We start from the raw sequence: 19,822 nt of genomic DNA on the forward strand, positions 1-19,822 counted from the left end.
TTGATCGTCTTCGCCTGCTCGTCGGTGAGCAGCGAAGCGTCGAACCTGTCCCACGGAATGTCCTTCTCCATGTCCCAGCGGACAGCTTCGAGCGATCTGAAAAGTTCCGGATAGAGCATCGTCGTCATCGTCGTCGCAACGCATTCGGCATCGGCGGTCACGCCGATTGCGTGGACGCCGGCGCGACCGCTTCGGCATCGGGCTCGCGGTCGTCCCGATCGTCGTCCACCGAGCGCGGCGACAGCCGGCCGCGCAGCAATGCGTAGTAGAACTGTCGATAGGTGCGGTGGTAATAGCGGATGCGCGGCGCGATCGCGCCATGCAGGTCGTGCAACCGCTCGATCGGCAGGCTCGGCATCATGTGATGCTCGACGTGATAGTTGTTGCCGTTCGTGAACCATGTCATGAACGCGTTGCTCTCGATCGTTCGCGTGTTGCGGAACGGGTCGGTGCTCGTCAGGTCGCAGCGGTAGTGCTCGGGCATCTCGACCAGCGCATGCACGGGCGCCGCGACGCACACGAGCGGCACGACCCACACCCAGACGGCGAACCAGGTGTGCAGCGCGAACGACAGCGCGGCGAGCAGCGCGATCGCCGCGGCCATCAGCAGATAGTCGCGGCGGATCGCACGCGACACGAGTGCGTTGTCGCCGAAGCGCGCGCCCGGCACGACGAGCTTCGCGACGTTCTTCGCGAACTGGATATAGTGCGCGGCCATCGACAGCCGCCACGCCCACAGCCCCACATTGACGACGGGGCTCGCGCCGTACTGGTCGCCGTAGTCGAAGAACTCCTTGTTCTCCGGTGTGCCGAGCAACCGGTGATGGCGCAGGTGGCTGTCCTGGTACGCGTGGAACGACACGAGCATCGGCATGCCGAGCAGCACGCCGAACACCATGTTCAGGCGCTTGCTGCGGAACCCCTGGTAATGCAGCGCCTGGTGTTGCAGCTCGACGCCGTGCGCATACATCGCGCCGATCAGCAGGATGCCGACGATCTTCACGATCACGAGCGTCGACAGCGCGAACATCATCCCGTGCGCGACGAGCGCGACGTACACCGCCAGCTTCAGCGAGAAGACCACGCCGCTCGGGCGGCTCTTCATGTCTGCAACCGGTTTCGAGCGGGCAACAAGCGATGAGGTGACGGACAAGACGCTCTCCTTGAGCCGGACCCTGCCCGGCACGATGACGCGGCGACGCTGGCGCGCTGCCGGGATGCAATTCTTCTGTGAGTCGATGTTTCGGACAAGCGAATTTTCCGAACGCATTGCATGACGCCTGCGCATGAGCGAACCACATCGTGAACTAGACGACCGGTCGAATGAGACCGACCAGTCACCTTGCGCCCCGAGCACGCTAATCACGCGAATAAGGAACCTGCGCCGGCCTTCGTGGATGCGCTCCGCTCATGCATAGCCTGCATAGATTCCGTTTGTCGCAGCGGATCGATCCGGCAAGAATCCACCTCACTCGACGAACGGCGCCGCCGGCACCGTGGCGCGAGCGGCCGTGTTCCTCAAGGGGAGAACCCTCGTGACGAAGTACGCATCCACCATTCATCGCCTGATCGAATCGCTCGAGGACGTCGCGGGCGCCATGCATCGCATGACGTTCGTCGACGACGCGGGCCACGAAGCCGGCATCACGTACCGGCGCTTCGCGGAAGAGGTGTTTCGCCAGGCCGGTGCGCTGCGCGAGCTCGGTGTGCGCGAGAACGATCTGGTGATGCTCGCGCTGCCCGCGTCGGTCGAGCATGCGGTCGCGATGATGGCCTGCGTGATGACGGGCGCGCTGCCCTGCACCGTGCCCGTTCCCGCGCGGCGTGCAACGGCCGGACGGCAGGTGGCGGACGTCGCGTGCGAGTTGTACCGGCCGCGCATCGTCGTTGCCGCGGATGCGCAGGCCGCGGCCTGGCACGATGCGGCGTTTCCCGCGGCGTCCACGCGCGTCGTCGATCTCGCGATGCTGTCGAGCGCCGCGGATGCCGGCACGCGAGCGCTGATCAGCGCGAAGAGCGGCCGCGATCCGCATCATGTCCAGCTCACGTCAGGTTCGACGTCGCATCCGAAGGCCGCGGTGCTCAGCCACGAGAACGTGATCGCGAACGTGCTCGGCATCGGCGGGTCGGTGCGCTTCGATATCGCGGCCGGCGACGGCACCGCATCGTGGCTGCCGCTCTATCACGACATGGGGCTGCTCACGCTGCTGTCGAACCTCCACTACCGCGCACCGCTGCTGATGATGCAGCCGAACAGCTTCATCCGGAATCCGCTCGGCTGGCTCAAGCGCATCGCGTCGGTGCGCGCGACGACGACGTCGGTGCCGACCTTCGCGCTGCGCTATTGCGTGCGCCGCTTCAACGCCGCCGCGATGGACGGCGTCGATCTGTCCGCGTGCCGCAATATCTTCATCGGCGGCGAACGCGTCGACGATGCGACGCTGCGCGATTTCGCCGCGACGTTCGCGCCGTATGGCCTGGCGGCGTCGGCGCTGCAACCGTGCTACGGGATGGCCGAATCGACGCTCGCGGTATCGATGCACCGTGCATGGCACGAAGGCGCGGTCGACGGCGCACCGTACGTGATCGCCGACACGCTCGACCGGCGCGCGCTGATCGAGCGCCGCGACGCGCAGCCGGCCGCCGCGAACGACGGCCACGAGACGGATACCGAAGCAGAGACCGAAACGGTGCTCGCGATGGGCACGCCGATCGACGGAATGGCGTTCCGCATCCTCGACGACGGCGACCACGCGCTGCCGAACCGTGCAGTCGGCGAAGTCGCGATCCGCGGCACGTCGGTGATGCTCGGCTACCTGAACCCCGACGACGGCACGATCGCCGCGCCGCTGACGGCCGACGGCTGGTTCCGCACCGGCGACATCGGCTACGTCGCGGACGGCCAACTGCATATCCTCGGCCGCAAGAAGGAAGTGATCATCATTCGCGGCAGCAACTATTTTCCGCACGAGATCGAGGAAGCGCTGGCGTCGCACGGCGCGCTGCGCAAGAGCACGTGCATCGCGTTCGGTCTGCCCGATCCGGAAACCGGCACCGAACGGCTGGTCGTCGCGATCGAGGCGCGGCCCGTCGACGCCACGCCGCAAACGCGGTCCGAGTGCCAGCAGCTGCTCGCGTCGCGCATCGGGTTCGCCGCGCAGGATCTGTGTTTCGTCGAGCCCGGCTCGCTGCCGCGCACGACGAGCGGCAAGCTGCAGCGCCTGAAGTGTCGCGATCTCTATGCGAACGGCGCGTTGCCCGTGATTCCCGCGTCGGCCGCCGTCGAAACGGGCCAGGGAGCATTCGCATGACGGCCGCGTCGCCTGGCCCCGTGCTCGAACTGCGCGACGTCACCCGCGTGTACGAGGGCGCGGGCCGCGTCGTCGCCGTACGCGGCGCGACGATCTCCATCGGCCGGCGCGACGTCGTCGCGCTCGTCGGCCCGTCGGGCAGCGGCAAAAGCACGCTGCTCAACCTCGCCGGCTTTCTCGACGTGCCGAGCAGCGGGGAACGCTGGCTCGAAGGCCGCCGGATCGACGACGCGCCGGACACGCTCGAACGGATTCGCCGCGAACGCATCGGCTTCGTGTTCCAGCAATTCAACCTGATTCCGGTGATGTCGGCGCTCGAGAACGTCGAGCTCGGCTGCTTCGCGTGGGGCACGCCGCGCACGCGGCGCGAACGCGCCCGCGCGATGCTCGACGCGGTGGGGCTTGCCGCGCGCGAACGACACCGCCCCGGCGAACTGTCGGGCGGCGAGCAGCAGCGCGTCGCGCTGGCCCGCGCGCTCGCCAAGGAGCCGGCGATCGTGATCGCGGACGAGCCGACCGCGAGCCTCGACAGCGCCAACGCGCGGGCGGTCGCCGAGCTGATCCTCGACACCAACCGCACGCTGGGCACCGCCTTTCTGATTGCGTCGCACGACGATCGTCTGTGCGCGCACCTGCCGCGCCGCATCGAGATGCGCGACGGCGTACCGGGAGTGAATCGTGAACTGGTCGACGTTTGCGTGGCGTAACCTCTGGCGCAACCGGCGCCGCACCGTGCTGACGATGGCGATGATCGGCGTCGCCGCGTTTGCGTCGAGCCTCGCGCTCGGCTACGTGATCGCGACGTTCGACGCTGTGCGCGAAGGGTCGATCGACAGCGGCGTCGGCCATGTGCAGGTGTTGCATCACGGCTATCTCGACCTGATCGGCGAACGGCCGCTGCAGTACGGGCTGACCGCCGACGAGCAGGCTGCCGCGACGCGCGCGATCGCCGCGCTGCCCGGCGTCGCGACGACCGCGCGCGGCATCGACTTCGACGGGCTCGTATCGAACGGCGATCTGAGCTACGGCTTCGTCGGCGAAGGGATCGAGCCGAACCGCGAGCCGCCCGGCTTCTTCGACTATCACACGGTGCTGTCGGGCCGCTATCTGTCGCCGACGCATGCGGGCACCGAAGTCGTCGTCGGCGCCGAGCTCGCGCGCAAGCTCGGCGTGCACGTCGGCTCGGTCGTGCAACTGATGGCGTCGACCGCGCACGGCGGCATCAACGCGACCGACGCGCAGATCGTCGGCGTGATGAGCACCGGCAACAAGGACGTCGACGAACGGATCGTCGACGTGACGTTCACGGCCGCGCAGGCGCTGCTGCGCACCGACCGCGCGTCGCGCATCGCGGTGTTCCTGTCGAATACCGCGCACACGCCAGCCGCCGCCGCGACGCTGCGCGCCGCGCTGCCGACGCTCGACGTGCGGACCTGGGACCAGCTCGTGTCGCTCTATCACCAGGTCGTCGCGCTGTACAAGAACCAGTTCTCGGTATTCGGTGCGATCCTCTGCGTGACGATCCTGCTGTCGATGAGCAACTGGATCCTGATGAGCATCGTCGAGCGGCGCCGCGAGATCTCGACGCTGCGCGCGCTCGGCGTGCCGGCCGCCACGGTGCGCGGCGTGCTGATCCAGGAAACCGCGCTGCTCGGCCTGCTCGGCGCGGCCGCCGGCATCGCGCTTGCGCTGCTGACGATGGTCGCGCTCAATCACGCGCAGATCCACCTGCCCGCGCCGCCCGGTCGCGTGAAACCGATCCTGCTCGAATTCACCGTGTCGCCCGCAGCCGTGGCCGCCGTCGAAGCCGTGTTCGTCGTGCTCGGCGTGGCCGCGGCACTGCTCGCGACGCTCGGGCTCGCGAAACGCAACATCCTCGAAGGACTCGCCCCATGAACCGCATTCGCGTAACGTTCGCCGCGCTCGTCGCCTGCGCGCCGCTCGCCGTCCACGCAGCCGACGTGCCGACGGCCCAGACCATGCTCGCCCGCGCCGACGCTTACCGCAGCACGGCCGCCGACACGCAGACGAACATCCGGATCACCAACGAAGTCGGCGGACAATCCGGCGACGCGACCCGCTATCTCGTCTACACGCGCGGCAACGGCGACACGCTCGCGCTCACGCGCAGCGGCGAGAACGACGGCCAGAAATACCTCGCGACCACGCGCGGGCACTGGTTCTATGTGCCGAACACGCGCAGCGCGGTGCGCATCAACGGGATGCAGCGACTGCAAGGCGAAGTCGTGATCAGCGACATCACGCGCACGCACTGGGCGGACAGCTACCGCGCGACGGAGGCTCCAGGCACGACGCCGATCGACGGCAAGCCGGCCACCGAGCTCGACCTGACCGCGACCGACCCCGACAACGTCTACCCGACGATCAAGCTGTGGGTCACGCCCGATACCGACGTGCCGGTGCGCGCGCAGTTCTTCCTCGCGAGCGGCCTGCTGTTTCGCAGTGCGGATTTTTCCGCGCCGGTCGACGCGAACGGCCGCAAGGTGATCCGCAAGATCACGTATCGCAACGAGGTCGAGAAGCAGCGCGCGAGCGTCGTCGACATCCTCGACGGCCAGCCGCGCAAGATTCCGTCGGGCTGGTTCAACCCCGACACGCTCGCCGATGGTCAATGAGTACGACGCCGATGCCGACGCCCATCGTGACCGCCTCCGTTCATCGTCCGGCCGGGCCAGCCGCAACTGGCCGGGTATCGCGCTCGCCATCCCGCTCGCGCTCGGCTGCACGCTCGCGCATGGAGAATCGCTGATGGACCAGCTCGGCACGCTCAACGGTATCGGCTACGCGCGCTCCGTCGACAGCATGGACGGCCGTGCGCTGCTCGGCCGCCTGATCGGCGACTCGCCGCGCAATCTGCAGGAAGCCGGCCTGCTCGCACGCATCGACGGCGAAAACCTGTTCGCGAACGCGCGCGTCGTCGCCAGTAATCATTCGCTCGGCGCGCAAGCGAGCCGCTTCAACGAAGCCGGCGTGCGCTACGCGTTCGACAACGGCATCACGCTCACGGCCGGCAAGCGGATCGACGCGCTCGACACGTCGCAGGCGTTCTTCCCGCTCGGCTTCTTCCAGAAACGGGCCGCGACGGCCGATATCTACGACCGCTACGGCGACGTCGAAGGCACGCCGCTCGTCGAAGCGAAATGGGCCGGCGAGCAAACCACGCTGCAGTTCATCGCCGGCGAGAACCGCACGCTGCGCAACGACGTCGACAACCGCGACGTCGAAGGCGCGACGCAGCTCGTGCGCGGCGCATACAACTGGTCGGGCGGCTCGGCCGCCTTGCTCGCCGGCCGTCACGCGGGCCACGGCGGCGCCGGCGCGACGCTGTCGTTCGACGTCGCGCGCTCGAACACCGTCTATGCGGGCGCCTGGCTCGAACGCGGCACGACGCGACCGCTGCCGGCCTTCGTCGCGGACGGCACGCCGCTCGATTCGGCGGCCGCGTACGACGCCATCGATCGCCGCAACGATCGCCAGATCATGTGGCGCAGCGCGGTCGGCATGCAGAGCGCGCTGCCCGGCAACCTGTCGCTGATCGTCGAGTGGTCGCACGACGAGGCGCGTTACGACGCCAGCCAGTGGCGCCGGATGGTCGGCGCGGTGCAGGCGAACAACGCGCTGCTGCCCGTCGCGCCCGGCGCCGCGCTGGCCGGCCTCGGCGGCACGGCCAACTTCGTGAGCGTCGACGGCAGCCTGCGCGACTACCTGTTCGCGCGGCTCGGCAAGAAAATCGGCCGCGTCGAGTATTCGCTGCGCGGCGTCTATTCGCCGCAGGACAAGGGCCTGCTCGCGATCGCGCAGGTCGTCGCCGACGTGAACAAGCGCGTGAGCGTCGATGTCGCCGTCACGCGCGCATTCTCCGACAGCCAGTCCGAGTACCGGATGGTCGGTCTCGGCACCCGTATCGACGCCGCCGTGCGCGTGCGTTTCTGACAGGAACCCTGCCATGTCCACGCTTTCCGTTCCCGCTTCGACCGCCACGCCGCCCTCTCCGCCGCTGCTGCGCGTGGCCGACCAGGCCGCGTATCCGGTGCTGCGCCACCTCGACAACCTCGACACGATCGGCGCCCCGCCGCGTGCGGCGGCCCGGCTGGTCGAAGCCGCCGCCGTGCGGCTGCTCGACAGCGAGATGGTGATCGCGCTGCGTGCGTCCACACCGGACGTGCTGCCCGACGCGTCCGCGTCGACGCCGCTTCGGCACGACGAGGCGCCGCTCACCGAAGCGCTGCTCGAACAGATCGGTCGCGAAGGGTTTCATCACCTGTTCAAGCCGTTCATGCGCGCGTTCATCCGCATCATGTTCGGGCTGTTCTTCTCGGACGACCAGAACCGCCGCGCATGCGAGTGCATCGACGCCGGCCACAACTTCGCGTTCCTGATGAGCGACGGCGGCGGCCCGACGCTCGCCGCCTGGCGCACCGTCGTACGCAGCGACGACAACGGGCTCGCGCTCACGGTCGACAAGGTGTGGGGCATCGAGGCGCACCGCGACTGCATGGCCGTCGTGGCGGCACGCCTGCCGGGTGTGATGTTCCCGGCCGCCTATCTCGTGTGGCCCGACGAGTACCGAAAGCTGACACGCGCGACCTGCGGCGCGCCGTTCCTCGCGGGCAACCTGCAGCTCGCGAACGTCGCCGGCCAGGTACGCATCGCCGCCGAGGATCGCCTGCGGATCGGCGGCCCGACCGTGTTCAACAAATACCTGACCGTCGTGCGGCCGTACTTCGTCCGCGCGCTGATGGCGCACGTCGGCTGGCTCGAACGGACCGGCCGCGTCGAGCTCGACGCCGACGCACGCGCGGTGCACCGCTTCATCGCGGACGCCGCGCGCAACCAGACCGACGACGCGCACTACAGCTTCGGCAAGGTGCAGCGCGTGCTCGCGATCAAGCTGCTGTCGAACGAGTTCCTGAGCGCGCTCGTCCGCGACGGCAAGGTGCCGCTGTTCGACGACCAGCGCGATCTGCTGGCGTTTTCGAAGATGGAAGGCAGTTCGTACCGTTGTTATCACGAGCTTCGCAAGAGCCTGCGCTGCGAAGCCGGCAGTTGACCCACGCGACAGGCCGATCGATCCCGATCAATCCAACTCAACTTCAGGAGCTCCCCTCATGACGACCCAGAACGTTCCGGCCGACGCGCTCGACATCCTGTCCCGCGAAGTCGCGAAGATCCTCAACGTCGAAACCGTCGACACGGACGCCGGCATCGGCGAACTCGGCATCGATTCGCTGAACATCGTCGAGCTGATCGTGTTCTGCGAACAGCTTTACGGTTCGATCGATCCGGAAGCGCTGAACATCACGCAATACACGACGCTGCAGCAGCTCGACGCGCAACTGCGCCGCCAGCAGCACGCGGCCTGATACGGCGATGCTCGCGCCCCTTGCCCCCGCGGTGGCGGCCGTCGTCCGGCCGGCCCCGGCGACCGCGCTGACCGTGCAGGCGCTCGCGTACCGACGCGTCGCGCCGTCGCGCGACGGCGCGGCCGTGCCGCTCGACGACACGGCCCGCGCGATCGGCGCACTGGCGTGTGCCGAACGCGAGCGACTGTGCGGCGCGATCGCCGCGGACGACTACGTGGTCAGCTCGACGATCCTGTCGATGCTGCTGATGAACGACTCGCCGCAGCATCGCGTGTTCGCGCAGGCGCTCGCCGGTACGAACGACTACACGCCCGACTGGATGACGTGCTCGTACGAGTGCGCGGGCTGGGGCTACGTGCTGCGCCGCACGCTCGCGACCGCGGCCGAGACCGGGCCGCGCACGCTGCTGCTGCAGATCGTCGACATCGACGTGCACGGCTATACGTACTGGCACGGCAATCCCGCCTGGGGACGCTCGGGCTTCGGCGTCTGCACGCTGCTCGTCGACGTCGGTCGCGAACCGGCGCAGTCGGTCGTCGCGGACGCCGCGCCGCCGGCCAGCGCGGTCGTGCGGCTCGGTCGCGACATCCGCACGTTCTGCGCGGTGCGCCCCGGGCTGCATGCGGCGCTGCCGTTCTTTCCGGCCACGTCGCGCCGCGCACTGCTCGCGTCGGTCGGCAAGACGCCGCTGCTGCCGGACGGCCACGGCCTGTTCGGTCATGCGTTCGGCAGCGACCCGTGGCTGTCGGTGCTGCTCGCGCACCGCGACGGCGACACGCCGCGCCGCGCGGCCGTCTGCTCGCTCGCGCTGAACGGCTATTACGCGATCGCCGACGTCGCGTTCGCGCCGGACGCGACGTTCTCTCTCGACGGCGAGGCGTGACATGGTGCGGCCCGTTCACTTCACGTACCGGATTGCGCGCGACGCACGGCAGCCGGTTGCGGTCGCGGCCAGCGCATACCGGATGCCGCTCGACACGCCGACCGACTATGCGCGCGCCGCGCTCGCGGAAGCGGCCGGCGATGCGTATGACGCCGGCAATACGTACGACGTGGCCGCCGGCGAACGCCGCGTGCTGCTCGACCACGTTCAGTATTTCGCATTCCTCGCGGAAATCACGGCGCGGATACGCTGCGCCGTGCACCCGGACGCGCGCCTGTTCATCGAAGTCTGTGCGCCGTATTTCGGCGCGCTGCCTGCCGAACTGCTCGCGCCGCACGTGCTGCTCGGCGTGCACCTGTACGACGAAGCGTTGCGCGACGCCGCACGCGGCGCGCCGGTCGTCTGGATCGGCGACCGCATCCTGCGCGATGCGGAATTCGCCGGCGACAACCGCGTGTGCTGCGCGATCTGGCCCGCGCGTCTCGCCGATGCGTTCGACGCGCAACTGCGCGGCGCGTGGCCGGCCTATGCGATCCGGCTCGACCCGCACCCGGGTGCGTCGCGCGCCGCCGCTCCGTTCATCGATTCCGCCCAACATTCCGGCGCCGCCGCGCGGCCGGGGAGACCCTGATATGAATGACACGCTTACCGTGATGCAGGACACGGCCGATATCCGCTGGTCGATGCCCGTCGACGCGCTGATGTCGAACGACTACGCGCTGCGCGAAGAGGCGCTGAACCGGCTGTACGAGAAGGCGAAGGCCGCGCAGTGGGATGTCGCGACCGACGTCGACTGGCGCCACGACCTCGACCCGGCGAATCCCCTCGGCATGCCCGACCCGACGCTCCTGATCTACGGCACCGAGCTGTGGGGCAAGCTCGCCGACGCCGACAAGCGCGAGGTGCGCCATCACGCGCAGGGCTGGCTGCTGTCGCAGATCCTGCACGGCGAGCAGGCCGCGCTGATCTGCGCGTCGAAGCTCGCGTCGGCCGAGAGCGGCATGAGCGCGCGGCTGTGCGCGGCCGCGCAGATGATGGACGAAGCGCGCCACGTCGAGGCGTACGCGAAGCTCGTCAACGAGAAGCTCGACGTCAGCTACCCGATGAGCCGCTCGCTGAAGGGGCTGCTGCACGACACGATCACGAGCAGCGCGCTCGACATGACGAACCTCGGGATGCAGGTGCTGGTCGAGGGCATCGCGCTGTCGATCTTCCAGAGCGTCGTCGCGTACAGCACCGATCCGTTCGTCAAGGACCTGTTCTTGCGGATCCAGCGCGACGAGGCGCGTCACTTCGCGGTCGGCCGGATCACGCTGTGCCGCGTGTACGCGGAGATGAGTGCGCACGAGCTGCGCGAGCGCGAGGAATTCATCTGCGAAGGCGCGGCCGTGCTGTACGAGCACCTGTGCGCGGACGACATCTGGGAACCGATGGGGCTGTCGAAGCGCGAATGCAGCGCGATGGTGCGCGAATCTCCGGTGTCGAGCTCGATCCGCCGCTCGATCTTCCGGCGCCTCGTGCCGACGATCCGCGAGATGGGCCTGCTCACGCCGACCGTGCAGGCGACCTTCGAAAAGCTCGACGTCCTCGACTACGCGGCGATGCCGCTCAACTGACATGACGATGCCCTCCCCCCACGCATCCCGCGACGCCGGCTTCTGGATCGGCGTCGACGCGGTGGCCTACGAGCTGCCGGGCCCGCCCGTCGATATCGAGGCCTGGGCCGCCGAGCGCGACTATCCGGCGCAGCGGGCGGCCGCGATCGCGCAGTCGGGCAGCCGCTATTTCCATATGGCGCTCGACACGAGCGAGACCGAACTCGCGATCACGGCCGTCGGCCGGCTGCTCGACACCGCGCGCGTGCATCCGTCCGACGTCGGCGCGATCGTGCACGTGCACACGCAGCAGTTCAGCGTGCCGCCGGCGCCGCGCAGCCTGCCGCATGAAGTGGCCGCGCAGTTCGGCATCGAGCCGCTGTGGATCGGCTCCGTCGCGCAACTGAACTGCGTGTCGGTCGCGGCCGGCATCGAAACCGTGCGCGCGCTGATGCGCCGGCATCCGCAGCTCGATGCGGCGCTCGTCGTGTCGTCCGACCGCGTGTACGGCGAGGACTACCGGATGCGGCAGATGACGGGCGTGCAGTGCGACGGCGCGGCCGCGATGCTGATCGCACGCAACAGCACGAAGAACCGGCTCGGCGGCATCGCGATCGAGACGCACGCGAAATGGCATCGCGGGTCGGACACCGTCGCCGCGAACGAGGCCGACCTGATCATGATGGAGTGGCCGTACACGCGCCGCGCGATCGACGCGGCCGTCGCGCTCGAGCCGCATGCGCTCGACGCATACGATCTCGTGCTGCCGCACAACGCCGATCTGCCCGGCTGGAACGCGCTGTGCCGCGCGATGCGCGTGCCGGCCGAGCGGCTGTATGCGGAAAACATCCATGCGCGCGGCCACGCGTGCTGTTCGGATTTTCCGATCAACCTGGCCGACGTGGGGCTCGATGCACTCGCGCGCGGCCGGCGCGTGCTCGGCGTGATGCAGTCGAACTGCGGCGCGTATGCAGCCGCCACGCTTCATCCGGTAGGTCGCCATGACGCCTGAGCGCCCGCTTCCGCCCGCCGGCGACTACGCATGGATCGCCGACCTGCGCACGCCGTGCTACGTGTACGAGCCGGACGTCGCGATCGCCCGCTACCGGTCGCTGAAGGCGCGGCTCGGCACGCGGCTGATCGTGTCGCTGAAGGCGAACCCGAACCAGGACATGCTCGCGCGTTGCGCGCATGCGTACGAGGACGGCGTCGAACTCGCGAGCCGCGGCGAACTCGACGCGGTGATCGGCCGGATCAAGACGCCGCGCTACCTGAACAATCCGTCGATGGACGAGATGTTCATGCGCGCGGGGCTCGCGTCGCGCTGCCATTTCGTGCTCGACAACCCGGACGCGGTCGCGCGTTTCGTGCCGCTCGCGCGCGAAGCGGCGGCCGGCGGCAGCACGCCCGGCGCGGTGCTGCTGCGCGTGAACGCCGGCGCGCTGGCAGGCGTCCACGCGAAGGCACTGTGGCACGACCACTTCGGGATGATGCCGAACGAGGCGCACGACGCGGTGCGCACGCTCGCGGCCGCCGGCTTGCCCGTGGCCGGGCTGCACGTGTTCTCCGGCCCGCATTCGTTCATCCGCCAGGACGCGACGCAGCCCGACACGCTCGTGCTGCCCGAATTGCTCGCGGCGCTGGCCCGCGATCTCGCGCCGGCCAACGGTGCGCCGCTCGGCGCGCTGAGTCTCGGCGGCGGCTTTGCCGACGATCACCCGGGCGATGCCGCGTTCGAACGCTATGCCGCCGCGCTCGCGCCGCTGGCCGGCCGGTATTCGCTCGCTCACGAATCCGGCCGCGCGATCTTCGCCGATGCGGGCGTGTTCGCGACGCGCGTCGTCGCGGTGAAGGCGTGGCAGGACCGCACGATCGCCGTCTGCGACGGCGGCCTGTCGCATGCGTTCCTGCTCGCGCAGACCGAATCGGTGATGCGCCGCCTGGCCGTGCCGTCGCTCGTGCGCCGCGCACCCGCGCCTGCGCCTCGCGGCGTGCCGACGCTTTACGTCGGCAGCACCTGCAGCCGCGCGGACGTGATCGGCCGCGACGACACGGGCGCGCCGCCCCAGGTCGGCGACATCGCCGTGTTCGCACGGTGCGGCGCGTATCACCGCACGTACTCGATGGCGCATTTCCTGTCCCACGAAGCCGCGCACGTGTACGTGCGGCCGGCCTAGACCTTCCAGAGGAGCCGATCATGAACGCATTGATCAGCATCGCCGACCTGCTCGAACACGGCGCGCAGCGCTGGCCGCAGCGTCCGGCGTATGCCGACGGCGGCGGCACACTGACTTACGACCAGCTCGCCCGCGCGGTCCGGCGCGCCGCCGCCGTGCTGGCGGCGCGCGGCGTGCACCCCGGCGAACGCATCGCGATCTACGCGCCGAAGCGCATCGAAACCGTGGTCGCGATGCTCGCGGCCAACGCACTCGGCGCGATCTTCGTGCCGGTCAATCCGCAGTTGAAGGAAGCGCAGATCGAACATATCGTCGCCGACAGCGGCGCCGCGCTGTTCGTGACCGGCGCGCAGCGGCTCAAGCGCCTGCCGGCGCTCGCCGCGCTCGTCGGCGAACGCGTGATGCTGATGGAGGCACTGGCCGATGCGATCGACTCGCCCGGCACCGACACGCCGGCATCGGCAACGGCCGCCGCCGGCCGCCCGGTCGACGACGATCCGGCCGCGCTGCTCTACACGTCCGGCTCGACCGGCAAGCCGAAAGGCGTCGTCGTGTCGCACCGCAACCTGGTGTCGGGCGCGTTCAGCGTCGCCGCGTACCAGGGGCTCGCCGAAGACGACGTCGTGCTCGGCGTGCTGCCGCTCAGCTTCGATGCGGGCCTGAGCCAGCTCACGACCGCGCTGGCGTCCGGCGCGTGCTATACGCCGCTCGACTTCCTGCAGCCGGCCGAAGTGCCGCGCCATTGCGACGCGTTCGGCGTCACGTCGATCACCGGCGTGCCGCCGCTGTGGATGCAACTCGCGTCCGCCGGCTGGAGCGACGCCGCGCGCACGCGGATCCGCCGCTTCGCGAATACCGGCGGCCATCTCGCGACGCCGCTGCTGCACCGTCTGCAGGCGCTGTTCACGCATGCGTCGCCCTACCTGATGTACGGGCTCACCGAGGCATTCCGCTCGACGTACCTCGCACCGGCCGACGCGGCGCTGCGCCCGACCTCGATCGGCAAGGCCGTGCCGAACGCGGAAATCCTCGTGCTGCGCGCGGACGGCAGCGAATGCGCGGCCGACGAACCCGGCGAACTCGTGCATCGCGGCGCGTTCGTCACGCTCGGCTACTGGAACCGGCCCGAGCTGACCGCGCAGCGGTTTCGCCCGCTGCCGCGCCGGCACGGCGAAATCCCGCGCCCGGACGTCGCCGTGTGGTCCGGCGACATCGTGCGGCGCGACGCGGACGGCTACCTGTATTTCGTCGCGCGCGGCGACGACATGATCAAGACGTCCGGCTATCGCGTAAGCCCGACCGAGGTCGAGGACGTGCTGTTCGCGTTGCCGCACATCCGCGAGGCCGCCGTGTTCGGCGTGCCGCACCCGGCGCTCGGCGAGGCGATCGCCGCGTGCGTCGTGTCGACGCTCGACGCCGCCGCCTGCCGCGCCGACATCGCGCGGGCGTGCCGCGACGCGTTGCCCACCTACATGAACCCGCTCGTCGTCGAGCCGCTGCCGGCGTTGCCGCGCAACCCGAACGGCAAGATCGACCGGCCGGCGCTGAAAGCGCAGTATCGCGACGCATTCGCGCGCCCGAACCTCGAGGAGACCGCCGCATGACCCTGTCGACGCTCGATGAAACCTGTATCGGCGCGCCCCGCGTCGCCGCGCCCGGCACGCTCGCGTTGTCCGGCGGCGTCGTGGTGCTGCCGCCCGCCGTCGTGTTCAGCGCGATCCAGGCGCAGGAGCGCCATCCCGGCTACCGGCATCTGCTGCTGCCGCAGGCGCGCTTTGCGCGGCCGCGCGGCACGGGCGCGCTGACGCCCGACGAAGGCACGCGCCTCGCGCCGGGCGGCCGGCCCGTGCTGCGCGTCGCGCCGCCCGGGCGCAGCCTCGCCGACCTGGCCGCCGATGCCGCGCTCGACCTGCGCGATCAGCTCGGCTCCGGCGCGCTTGCGCGCACGACGCACGTGATCGTCGCGAGCTGCGCACTCAACGAAGGCATCGGCGACTCGGTCGTCGGCCGCATGCAGTACGAACTCGGGCTGCAGCGCGTGACGCCGTTCGCGCTCGGCCAGAACGGCACGCTCGGCTGGTATTCCGCGCTGATGCTGCTCGACGGGCTGCTCGACGAAGGCGACCAGGCGCTCGTGATCCTCAGCGACAAGTGGCTCTATCCGTTCTTCCGCCAGTTCGGCGACCTGGTCGGCTACGGCGACGCGGCCGCGGCACTGCTCGTCTCGCGCGCGGGCCCGGCGCCGGAGCCGGCCGCCTGGGGCGGCGTGCGGGCCGTCGCGCTCGAATTCGGGCCGTCGATCGACGATCCGTGGGCCGATGCGCCGGTCACGCTGCGCGACACGCTCGCGCCGGTCGCCGCCCGCGCGATCCGCCGCGCGCTCGAGCAGGCCAACCTGCGCGCGAGCCAGATCGACTGGTGCGTGCCGCCCGGCTTCGATCCCGGCTTCGCGGCGCGCGTGGCCGACGCCGCGTCGATTCCGGTCGCCGCGCGCATCCAGCACGACGGATCGGGCCATCTGTCGTCCGCCGAATCGGCCGCCGCGCTGATCCGGCTCGCGGGCGCGCTGGACGAAGGCGAACGCCGCACGGTGCTCGTGTGGGATGCGGCGCTGCACGGCGCGGCGGCCGCGGCCGTCGTCGATCTGGCCGGCGGCCTCGACGCCGCGCTCGATATCGAAGGAGACGCATGATGAGCGCATACAAGGTCAGCCTGCGCGAACTGCGCTTCTTTCTGTGGGAACTGTTCGAGGCCGACCGGCACTTTCTCGAACATGGGCCGTACAGCGCGCACGACCGCGCGTCAGTGGATGCGCTGCTCGAACGCGCACGCGATTTCGCGCTCGACCTCGGCCGCAGCTACCAGCAGGCCGACGTCGAGGGCTGCACGCTGCTCGACGACGGCCAGGTACGGATTCCTTCGCATTTCCACGCGCTGTGGGCGCGCTTTCGCGACGAGTGGTCGAACACGCTGTTCGGCACCGCGCACGGGCTGCCGCCGATCGTCACGCAGATGATCTACGAGATGTTCATGGGCGCGAATCCGTCGTTCATGACCTACGGCGGCTTCACGCGCCCCGCGATCAAGCTGCTGCAGATGCACGGCACGCCGCACCAGAAAGCGCTCGTCGCGCCGCTCGAAGCGTACCGCTGGGATGCGTGCTTCTGCGCGACCGAGCCGCAGGCCGGCACCGACCTCACCGCGGTCGCGCTGCGTGCGACGCCGCTCGAACGCGACATCTACGCGATCGACGGCGAGAAGGTCTATATCTCGGCCGGCATGCACGAGCTGACGGAGAACACGCTGTACTTCGTGCTCGGCCGCATCGACACGGCGTCGCCGGATTCGTTCTCGCTGTCGTGCCTCGTCGTGCCGCGCTTCTGGCCCGACGAGGCAACCGGCGAGCTGCAACCGAACCACGTCGACTGCATCGGCCTGCCGCGCAAGATGGGGCTGAAGGGTTGCGCGAACACGCACCTCGTGTTCGGCGCGAACGGCACGACCAAGGGCTGGCTGCTCGGCGGCCGGCGCAACGTCGGGTTGCTGCAGCTGATGCCGCTGATGAACCAGGCGCGGATGAGCACCGGGATGTTCGGCGTCGGCGTCGCGTCGAGCGCGTACCTGCATGCGGTCGAGTATGCGGGCCGTCGGCTGCAGGGCCGGCCGATCGAGCGCGCATCGAACACGAATGCCGCGCGCGTCGCGATCGTCGAGCACGCGGACGTGCAGCGCATGCTGGTCGACATGAAAAGCCGCGTCGACGGCTGCCGGGGGCTGCTCGGCAAGCTCGCGGCGACCGCGACGCGCGCGGCGATGCTCGAAGCGACGCCCGACGCCGACCCGGCCGAGATCGAACGCCATCGCAAGCTGCAACTGCTGCTGACGCCGATCTGCAAGGCATTCATTTCCGACCAGGCGTGGCGCATCTGCGAGACGGCGATCCAGGTGCACGGCGGGCTCGGCTACACCGACGCGAGCCCCGTCGAGCAGAACGCGCGCGACGTGAAGATCCTGTCGATCTGGGAAGGCACGAACTACATCCAGGCGCAGGACCTCGTGCGCGACAAGCTCGGCTTCGGCCGTCATTCGCGGCTGATCCAGTACTACCGCGACGAACTCGACGCGTTCCTCGCCCATCAGCATCAACCGGGCACGCATGCGGAGCTGCGGCCGCTGTTCGATGCGCTGCGCGCGGGCGCCGACCGGATCGCCGCCGCGCTCGACGACATCGCGCGCGACGTGCAGGACGGCCACACGCATCGCAGCAGCCAGTTCTACACGCGCTTCCTGGAGATGTTCGGCGTGGTCACGTCGGCGTGGGTGCTGCTCGAATCGGCGACGATCGCCGCGCGCCGGCTCGATGCGCCCGGAACGGCCGACGCGCCGGCCGAGCTCGCGTTCTATCGCGGCAAGCTGAAAAGCGCGCGCTACTACTTCGCGAACGTGCTGCCCGTCGTCGACCAGCACGCGGCCGTGATCGCCGCGATGGCGCACGCGGCGATCAGCGTCAGCAGCGACGAACTCGCCGCGGCGGAATGACATGGACACGACACTCGATTCCGGCACCTCCGTCCCCGCAGCCGGCGATGCGCCGCGCAACCTGCTGGGCCGCCCGGCGACGCGCCATCGCGGCACCGACATCGACGGCGCGACGCTCGACCCCGAAGCGCTGCGCGTGCGCGACCTCGACCTGAACGCGCTGATCGGGGCGACGACGTTCGAAGGCGCGCTCGCGCATCTGTGGTTCGACGTCGCGCCCGGCAGCGCCGCGCATCGCACGCACGAGGCGGCGCTCGGTGCGCGGCTCGCGGCGTTCGCCAACGCGCTGGCGCCGGGCTCGGTCGGCCAGTCGGTCGCCGCCGACCTCGGCGCGGCAGGCGTCGCGCCGGTGTTCGCGGCCGCGTCCGGCCTGCTGCGCGGCCTCGACGACGTGACGGCGCGCGTGCGCGGCCCGGCGCCGGACGATGCCGATCTCGACACGATGCTGCTGTGCGCGGCCGCCGCGCCGTTCCTGCTGCACGCGGCGATCGAGGGCCGGCCGTTCGCCGCCGGCACGGCCGGCCGCGCGTCGCTCGACGCGGCCGCGACGCAAGCGCAGCGCATGCTCGTGCTGACCGGCGCGACGCGCGGCGATGCGCCCGCGCAAGCGGCCATGGACATGCTGCTCGTCGCCTGGCACGCCGGCTTCGGCTACATCACGCCGACCGTGCTCGCGCCGCGCGTCGCGATCGGCACCGGCGTCACGCTGGCGCAGGCGATCGCGTCCGGCTTCCTCGCCAGCGGGCCGTCGCACGTCGGCGCGGCGCTCGAAGCGATGCAGTGGCTCGCGGCGCTCGCACGCTCGGTGCCGGGCGGCGCCGGCGCGCCGCCGGCCGCGCTCGACGCGGCCGGGCGCGCGGCGATCGATGCGGCGCTCGACGCGAAACGCACGCTGTACGGCTTCGGCCATCCGCTGTTCGTCGCCGATCCGCGTCCGCCGCACCTGCGCGGCCGGTTCGCGGCATGCGGCTTCGACGGCGGCTACGTGACGCTGTTCGACGCGTGCTGCGCGCAGGCCGACGCGCGCCGTGCGCTGCGGCCGAACATCGATTTTCTGACCGCCGCGACGCTGCTCGAACTCGGCGTCGCCGCGCCGTCGTGGGGCGTCGGCGTCGGGCTCGGCGCGCGCATCGCGGCGATGGCCGCGCATGCGGTCGAACGGCGCCGCCGCCCCGCGTTCGGCGTCAACAGCGCGACCGCGCGACGGCTCCTGGCCGCCGTGCCGGTCGGCTGGCTGTGAACCCTCACCCTTTCGCACAAGGAACGTCATGCTGCTCAAGAACCTGCGCCCGGCGAACGACTACGATCGCTTCGCCACCGAAACGCTCGAACCCTGGGACCTGCTGTTCATCAGTCGCATCCGCCAGCTGGCGCGCGGGATGACGCCCGGCACGATCGCCGACATCGGCACGGCCACCGGCGTCGTGCCGGTGCGCCTGGCGACCGATCCGGCGATGCGCGGCTGGCGCTACGTCGGCATCGACCTCGATCCGGCGATGCTCGACGAAGGCCGCCCACGCATCCGCGAACTCGGGCTCGACGACACGATCGAGATGCGCGTCGGCGACGCGCTCGCGCTGCCGTTCGACGACGGCACGCTGACGATGGCGGTCGGCCGCGCGACGCTGCATCACCTGCCCGACAAGGCGCTCAGCCTGACCGAGATGTACCGCGTGCTGGAGCCGGGCGGCATCGCGCTCGTGCACGACATGCGCCGCGACGCGCCGCAGCACCTGCTCGACCGCTTCACCGAGATGCGCGCGGCCGCCGACTATCCGCCGACCCACGTCGAGGAAAAGATCACGCTCGACGAAGCGCACGCGCTCGTTGCCGCGGCCGGCCTCGCGGCGGTTGCGTCGATCTACAGCCCCAGCGCGGGGCTCGGCGCGCTCGGCTTCGAAATCCTGCTGAAGAAACCGGCACTGGCCTGAGC

The 19,822-nt window shown here is 70.1% G+C and carries 18 protein-coding genes and 1 pseudogene; 17 read left to right on the forward strand and 2 right to left on the reverse strand.

Annotation, left to right across the window (positions count from 1 at the left end; translation table 11 throughout):
• Together WS89_RS06815 and WS89_RS06820 are read right to left on the reverse strand one after the other, a co-directional pair.
• Window positions 1-128, reverse strand: a pseudogene (locus WS89_RS06815) (ferritin-like domain-containing protein); the annotation flags it as partial.
• Window positions 129-157: 29 nt separating this feature from the next.
• Window positions 158-1,105, reverse strand: a complete 948-nt coding sequence (locus WS89_RS06820; RefSeq protein WP_059790084.1) for a fatty acid desaturase family protein — start codon at window positions 1,103-1,105, stop codon at window positions 158-160.
• 430 nt (window positions 1,106-1,535) lie between these two features.
• Here WS89_RS06820 and WS89_RS06825 point away from each other — a divergent pair, with 430 nt between their 5' ends.
• Genes WS89_RS06825 through WS89_RS06905 form a run of 17 tightly spaced genes read left to right on the forward strand, consistent with a single transcriptional unit; the run spans window position 1,536 to window position 19,820 of the window.
• On the forward strand, window positions 1,536-3,311 hold the full coding sequence (locus WS89_RS06825; protein WP_257128143.1) for a fatty acyl-AMP ligase: 1,776 nt from the start codon (window positions 1,536-1,538) through the stop codon (window positions 3,309-3,311).
• Window positions 3,308-4,018, forward strand: coding sequence for an ABC transporter ATP-binding protein (locus WS89_RS06830; RefSeq protein ID WP_059498683.1), 711 nt, complete (start codon window positions 3,308-3,310; stop codon window positions 4,016-4,018). Before WS89_RS06825 ends, WS89_RS06830 begins: the two co-directional genes overlap by 4 nt.
• Entirely contained in the window at window positions 3,990-5,207 is a 1,218-nt protein-coding gene (locus WS89_RS06835; protein ID WP_059790087.1) for an ABC transporter permease, read from the forward strand. The genes WS89_RS06830 and WS89_RS06835 overlap by 29 nt, the downstream gene beginning before the upstream one ends.
• Complete coding sequence (locus tag WS89_RS06840) at window positions 5,204-5,947, forward strand: outer membrane lipoprotein-sorting protein (RefSeq protein WP_059790089.1); 744 nt, start codon at window positions 5,204-5,206, stop codon at window positions 5,945-5,947. The genes WS89_RS06835 and WS89_RS06840 overlap by 4 nt, the downstream gene beginning before the upstream one ends.
• On the forward strand, window positions 5,937-7,265 hold the full coding sequence (locus tag WS89_RS06845; RefSeq protein WP_059790091.1) for a hypothetical protein: 1,329 nt from the start codon (window positions 5,937-5,939) through the stop codon (window positions 7,263-7,265). Before WS89_RS06840 ends, WS89_RS06845 begins: the two co-directional genes overlap by 11 nt.
• A 13-nt stretch (window positions 7,266-7,278) precedes the next feature.
• Window positions 7,279-8,382 carry a hypothetical protein gene (locus WS89_RS06850; protein WP_059498687.1) on the forward strand — a complete coding sequence of 368 codons (1,104 nt, stop codon included), beginning with the start codon at window positions 7,279-7,281 and terminating at the stop codon, window positions 8,380-8,382.
• Window positions 8,383-8,440: 58 nt separating this feature from the next.
• Window positions 8,441-8,695: an acyl carrier protein gene (locus WS89_RS06855; protein ID WP_011350104.1), complete on the forward strand. Its 255-nt coding sequence runs from the start codon at window positions 8,441-8,443 to the stop codon at window positions 8,693-8,695.
• Between the two features lie 7 nt (window positions 8,696-8,702).
• The gene (locus tag WS89_RS06860) at window positions 8,703-9,578 is read left to right on the forward strand and encodes a hypothetical protein (protein WP_059790093.1); all 876 of its coding nucleotides are present in this window, start codon (window positions 8,703-8,705) and stop codon (window positions 9,576-9,578) included.
• Window position 9,579: 1 nt separating this feature from the next.
• A complete protein-coding gene (locus tag WS89_RS06865) occupies window positions 9,580-10,209 on the forward strand; it encodes a hypothetical protein (RefSeq protein ID WP_059790095.1) in 630 nt (209 codons plus the stop codon).
• A gap of 1 nt (window position 10,210) precedes the next feature.
• Complete coding sequence (locus tag WS89_RS06870) at window positions 10,211-11,194, forward strand: ferritin-like domain-containing protein (protein ID WP_059790097.1); 984 nt, start codon at window positions 10,211-10,213, stop codon at window positions 11,192-11,194.
• 1 nt (window position 11,195) lies between these two features.
• Window positions 11,196-12,185 carry a 3-oxoacyl-ACP synthase gene (locus WS89_RS06875; protein ID WP_059790100.1) on the forward strand — a complete coding sequence of 330 codons (990 nt, stop codon included), beginning with the start codon at window positions 11,196-11,198 and terminating at the stop codon, window positions 12,183-12,185.
• Complete coding sequence (locus WS89_RS06880; protein WP_059790102.1) at window positions 12,175-13,350, forward strand: PLP-dependent decarboxylase; 1,176 nt, start codon at window positions 12,175-12,177, stop codon at window positions 13,348-13,350. The genes WS89_RS06875 and WS89_RS06880 overlap by 11 nt, the downstream gene beginning before the upstream one ends.
• A 20-nt stretch (window positions 13,351-13,370) precedes the next feature.
• Window positions 13,371-14,954 carry an acyl-CoA ligase (AMP-forming), exosortase A system-associated gene (locus WS89_RS06885; protein WP_059790105.1) on the forward strand — a complete coding sequence of 528 codons (1,584 nt, stop codon included), beginning with the start codon at window positions 13,371-13,373 and terminating at the stop codon, window positions 14,952-14,954.
• On the forward strand, window positions 14,951-16,042 hold the full coding sequence (locus WS89_RS06890; RefSeq protein ID WP_059790107.1) for a hypothetical protein: 1,092 nt from the start codon (window positions 14,951-14,953) through the stop codon (window positions 16,040-16,042). The genes WS89_RS06885 and WS89_RS06890 overlap by 4 nt, the downstream gene beginning before the upstream one ends.
• Complete coding sequence (locus WS89_RS06895; RefSeq protein ID WP_059790110.1) at window positions 16,042-17,889, forward strand: acyl-CoA dehydrogenase; 1,848 nt, start codon at window positions 16,042-16,044, stop codon at window positions 17,887-17,889. The genes WS89_RS06890 and WS89_RS06895 overlap by 1 nt, the downstream gene beginning before the upstream one ends.
• Window position 17,890: 1 nt before the next feature.
• On the forward strand, window positions 17,891-19,129 hold the full coding sequence (locus tag WS89_RS06900; RefSeq protein WP_059790112.1) for a citrate/2-methylcitrate synthase: 1,239 nt from the start codon (window positions 17,891-17,893) through the stop codon (window positions 19,127-19,129).
• A 28-nt stretch (window positions 19,130-19,157) separates the two neighbouring features.
• The gene (locus WS89_RS06905; RefSeq protein WP_027786439.1) at window positions 19,158-19,820 is read left to right on the forward strand and encodes a class I SAM-dependent methyltransferase; all 663 of its coding nucleotides are present in this window, start codon (window positions 19,158-19,160) and stop codon (window positions 19,818-19,820) included.
• Window positions 19,821-19,822: the final 2 nt, after the last annotated feature.

Source organism: Burkholderia sp. MSMB1072 (assembly GCF_001524725.1).
Taxonomy (GTDB): Bacteria; Pseudomonadota; Gammaproteobacteria; order Burkholderiales; family Burkholderiaceae; genus Burkholderia.

Coding starts and splice junctions, on each gene's coding strand:
- WS89_RS06820 (WP_059790084.1), bottom strand. CDS start 1,105: ATGAAGAGCCGCCCGAGCGGCGTGGTCTTCTCGCTGAAGCTGGCGGTG.
- WS89_RS06830 (WP_059498683.1), top strand. CDS start 3,308: ATGACGGCCGCGTCGCCTGGCCCCGTGCTCGAACTGCGCGACGTCACC.
- WS89_RS06840 (WP_059790089.1), top strand. CDS start 5,204: ATGAACCGCATTCGCGTAACGTTCGCCGCGCTCGTCGCCTGCGCGCCG.
- WS89_RS06845 (WP_059790091.1), top strand. CDS start 5,937: ATGGTCAATGAGTACGACGCCGATGCCGACGCCCATCGTGACCGCCTC.
- WS89_RS06850 (WP_059498687.1), top strand. CDS start 7,279: ATGTCCACGCTTTCCGTTCCCGCTTCGACCGCCACGCCGCCCTCTCCG.
- WS89_RS06855 (WP_011350104.1), top strand. CDS start 8,441: ATGACGACCCAGAACGTTCCGGCCGACGCGCTCGACATCCTGTCCCGC.
- WS89_RS06860 (WP_059790093.1), top strand. CDS start 8,703: ATGCTCGCGCCCCTTGCCCCCGCGGTGGCGGCCGTCGTCCGGCCGGCC.
- WS89_RS06865 (WP_059790095.1), top strand. CDS start 9,580: ATGGTGCGGCCCGTTCACTTCACGTACCGGATTGCGCGCGACGCACGG.
- WS89_RS06870 (WP_059790097.1), top strand. CDS start 10,211: ATGAATGACACGCTTACCGTGATGCAGGACACGGCCGATATCCGCTGG.
- WS89_RS06875 (WP_059790100.1), top strand. CDS start 11,196: ATGACGATGCCCTCCCCCCACGCATCCCGCGACGCCGGCTTCTGGATC.
- WS89_RS06880 (WP_059790102.1), top strand. CDS start 12,175: ATGACGCCTGAGCGCCCGCTTCCGCCCGCCGGCGACTACGCATGGATC.
- WS89_RS06885 (WP_059790105.1), top strand. CDS start 13,371: ATGAACGCATTGATCAGCATCGCCGACCTGCTCGAACACGGCGCGCAG.
- WS89_RS06890 (WP_059790107.1), top strand. CDS start 14,951: ATGACCCTGTCGACGCTCGATGAAACCTGTATCGGCGCGCCCCGCGTC.
- WS89_RS06895 (WP_059790110.1), top strand. CDS start 16,042: ATGAGCGCATACAAGGTCAGCCTGCGCGAACTGCGCTTCTTTCTGTGG.
- WS89_RS06900 (WP_059790112.1), top strand. CDS start 17,891: ATGGACACGACACTCGATTCCGGCACCTCCGTCCCCGCAGCCGGCGAT.
- WS89_RS06905 (WP_027786439.1), top strand. CDS start 19,158: ATGCTGCTCAAGAACCTGCGCCCGGCGAACGACTACGATCGCTTCGCC.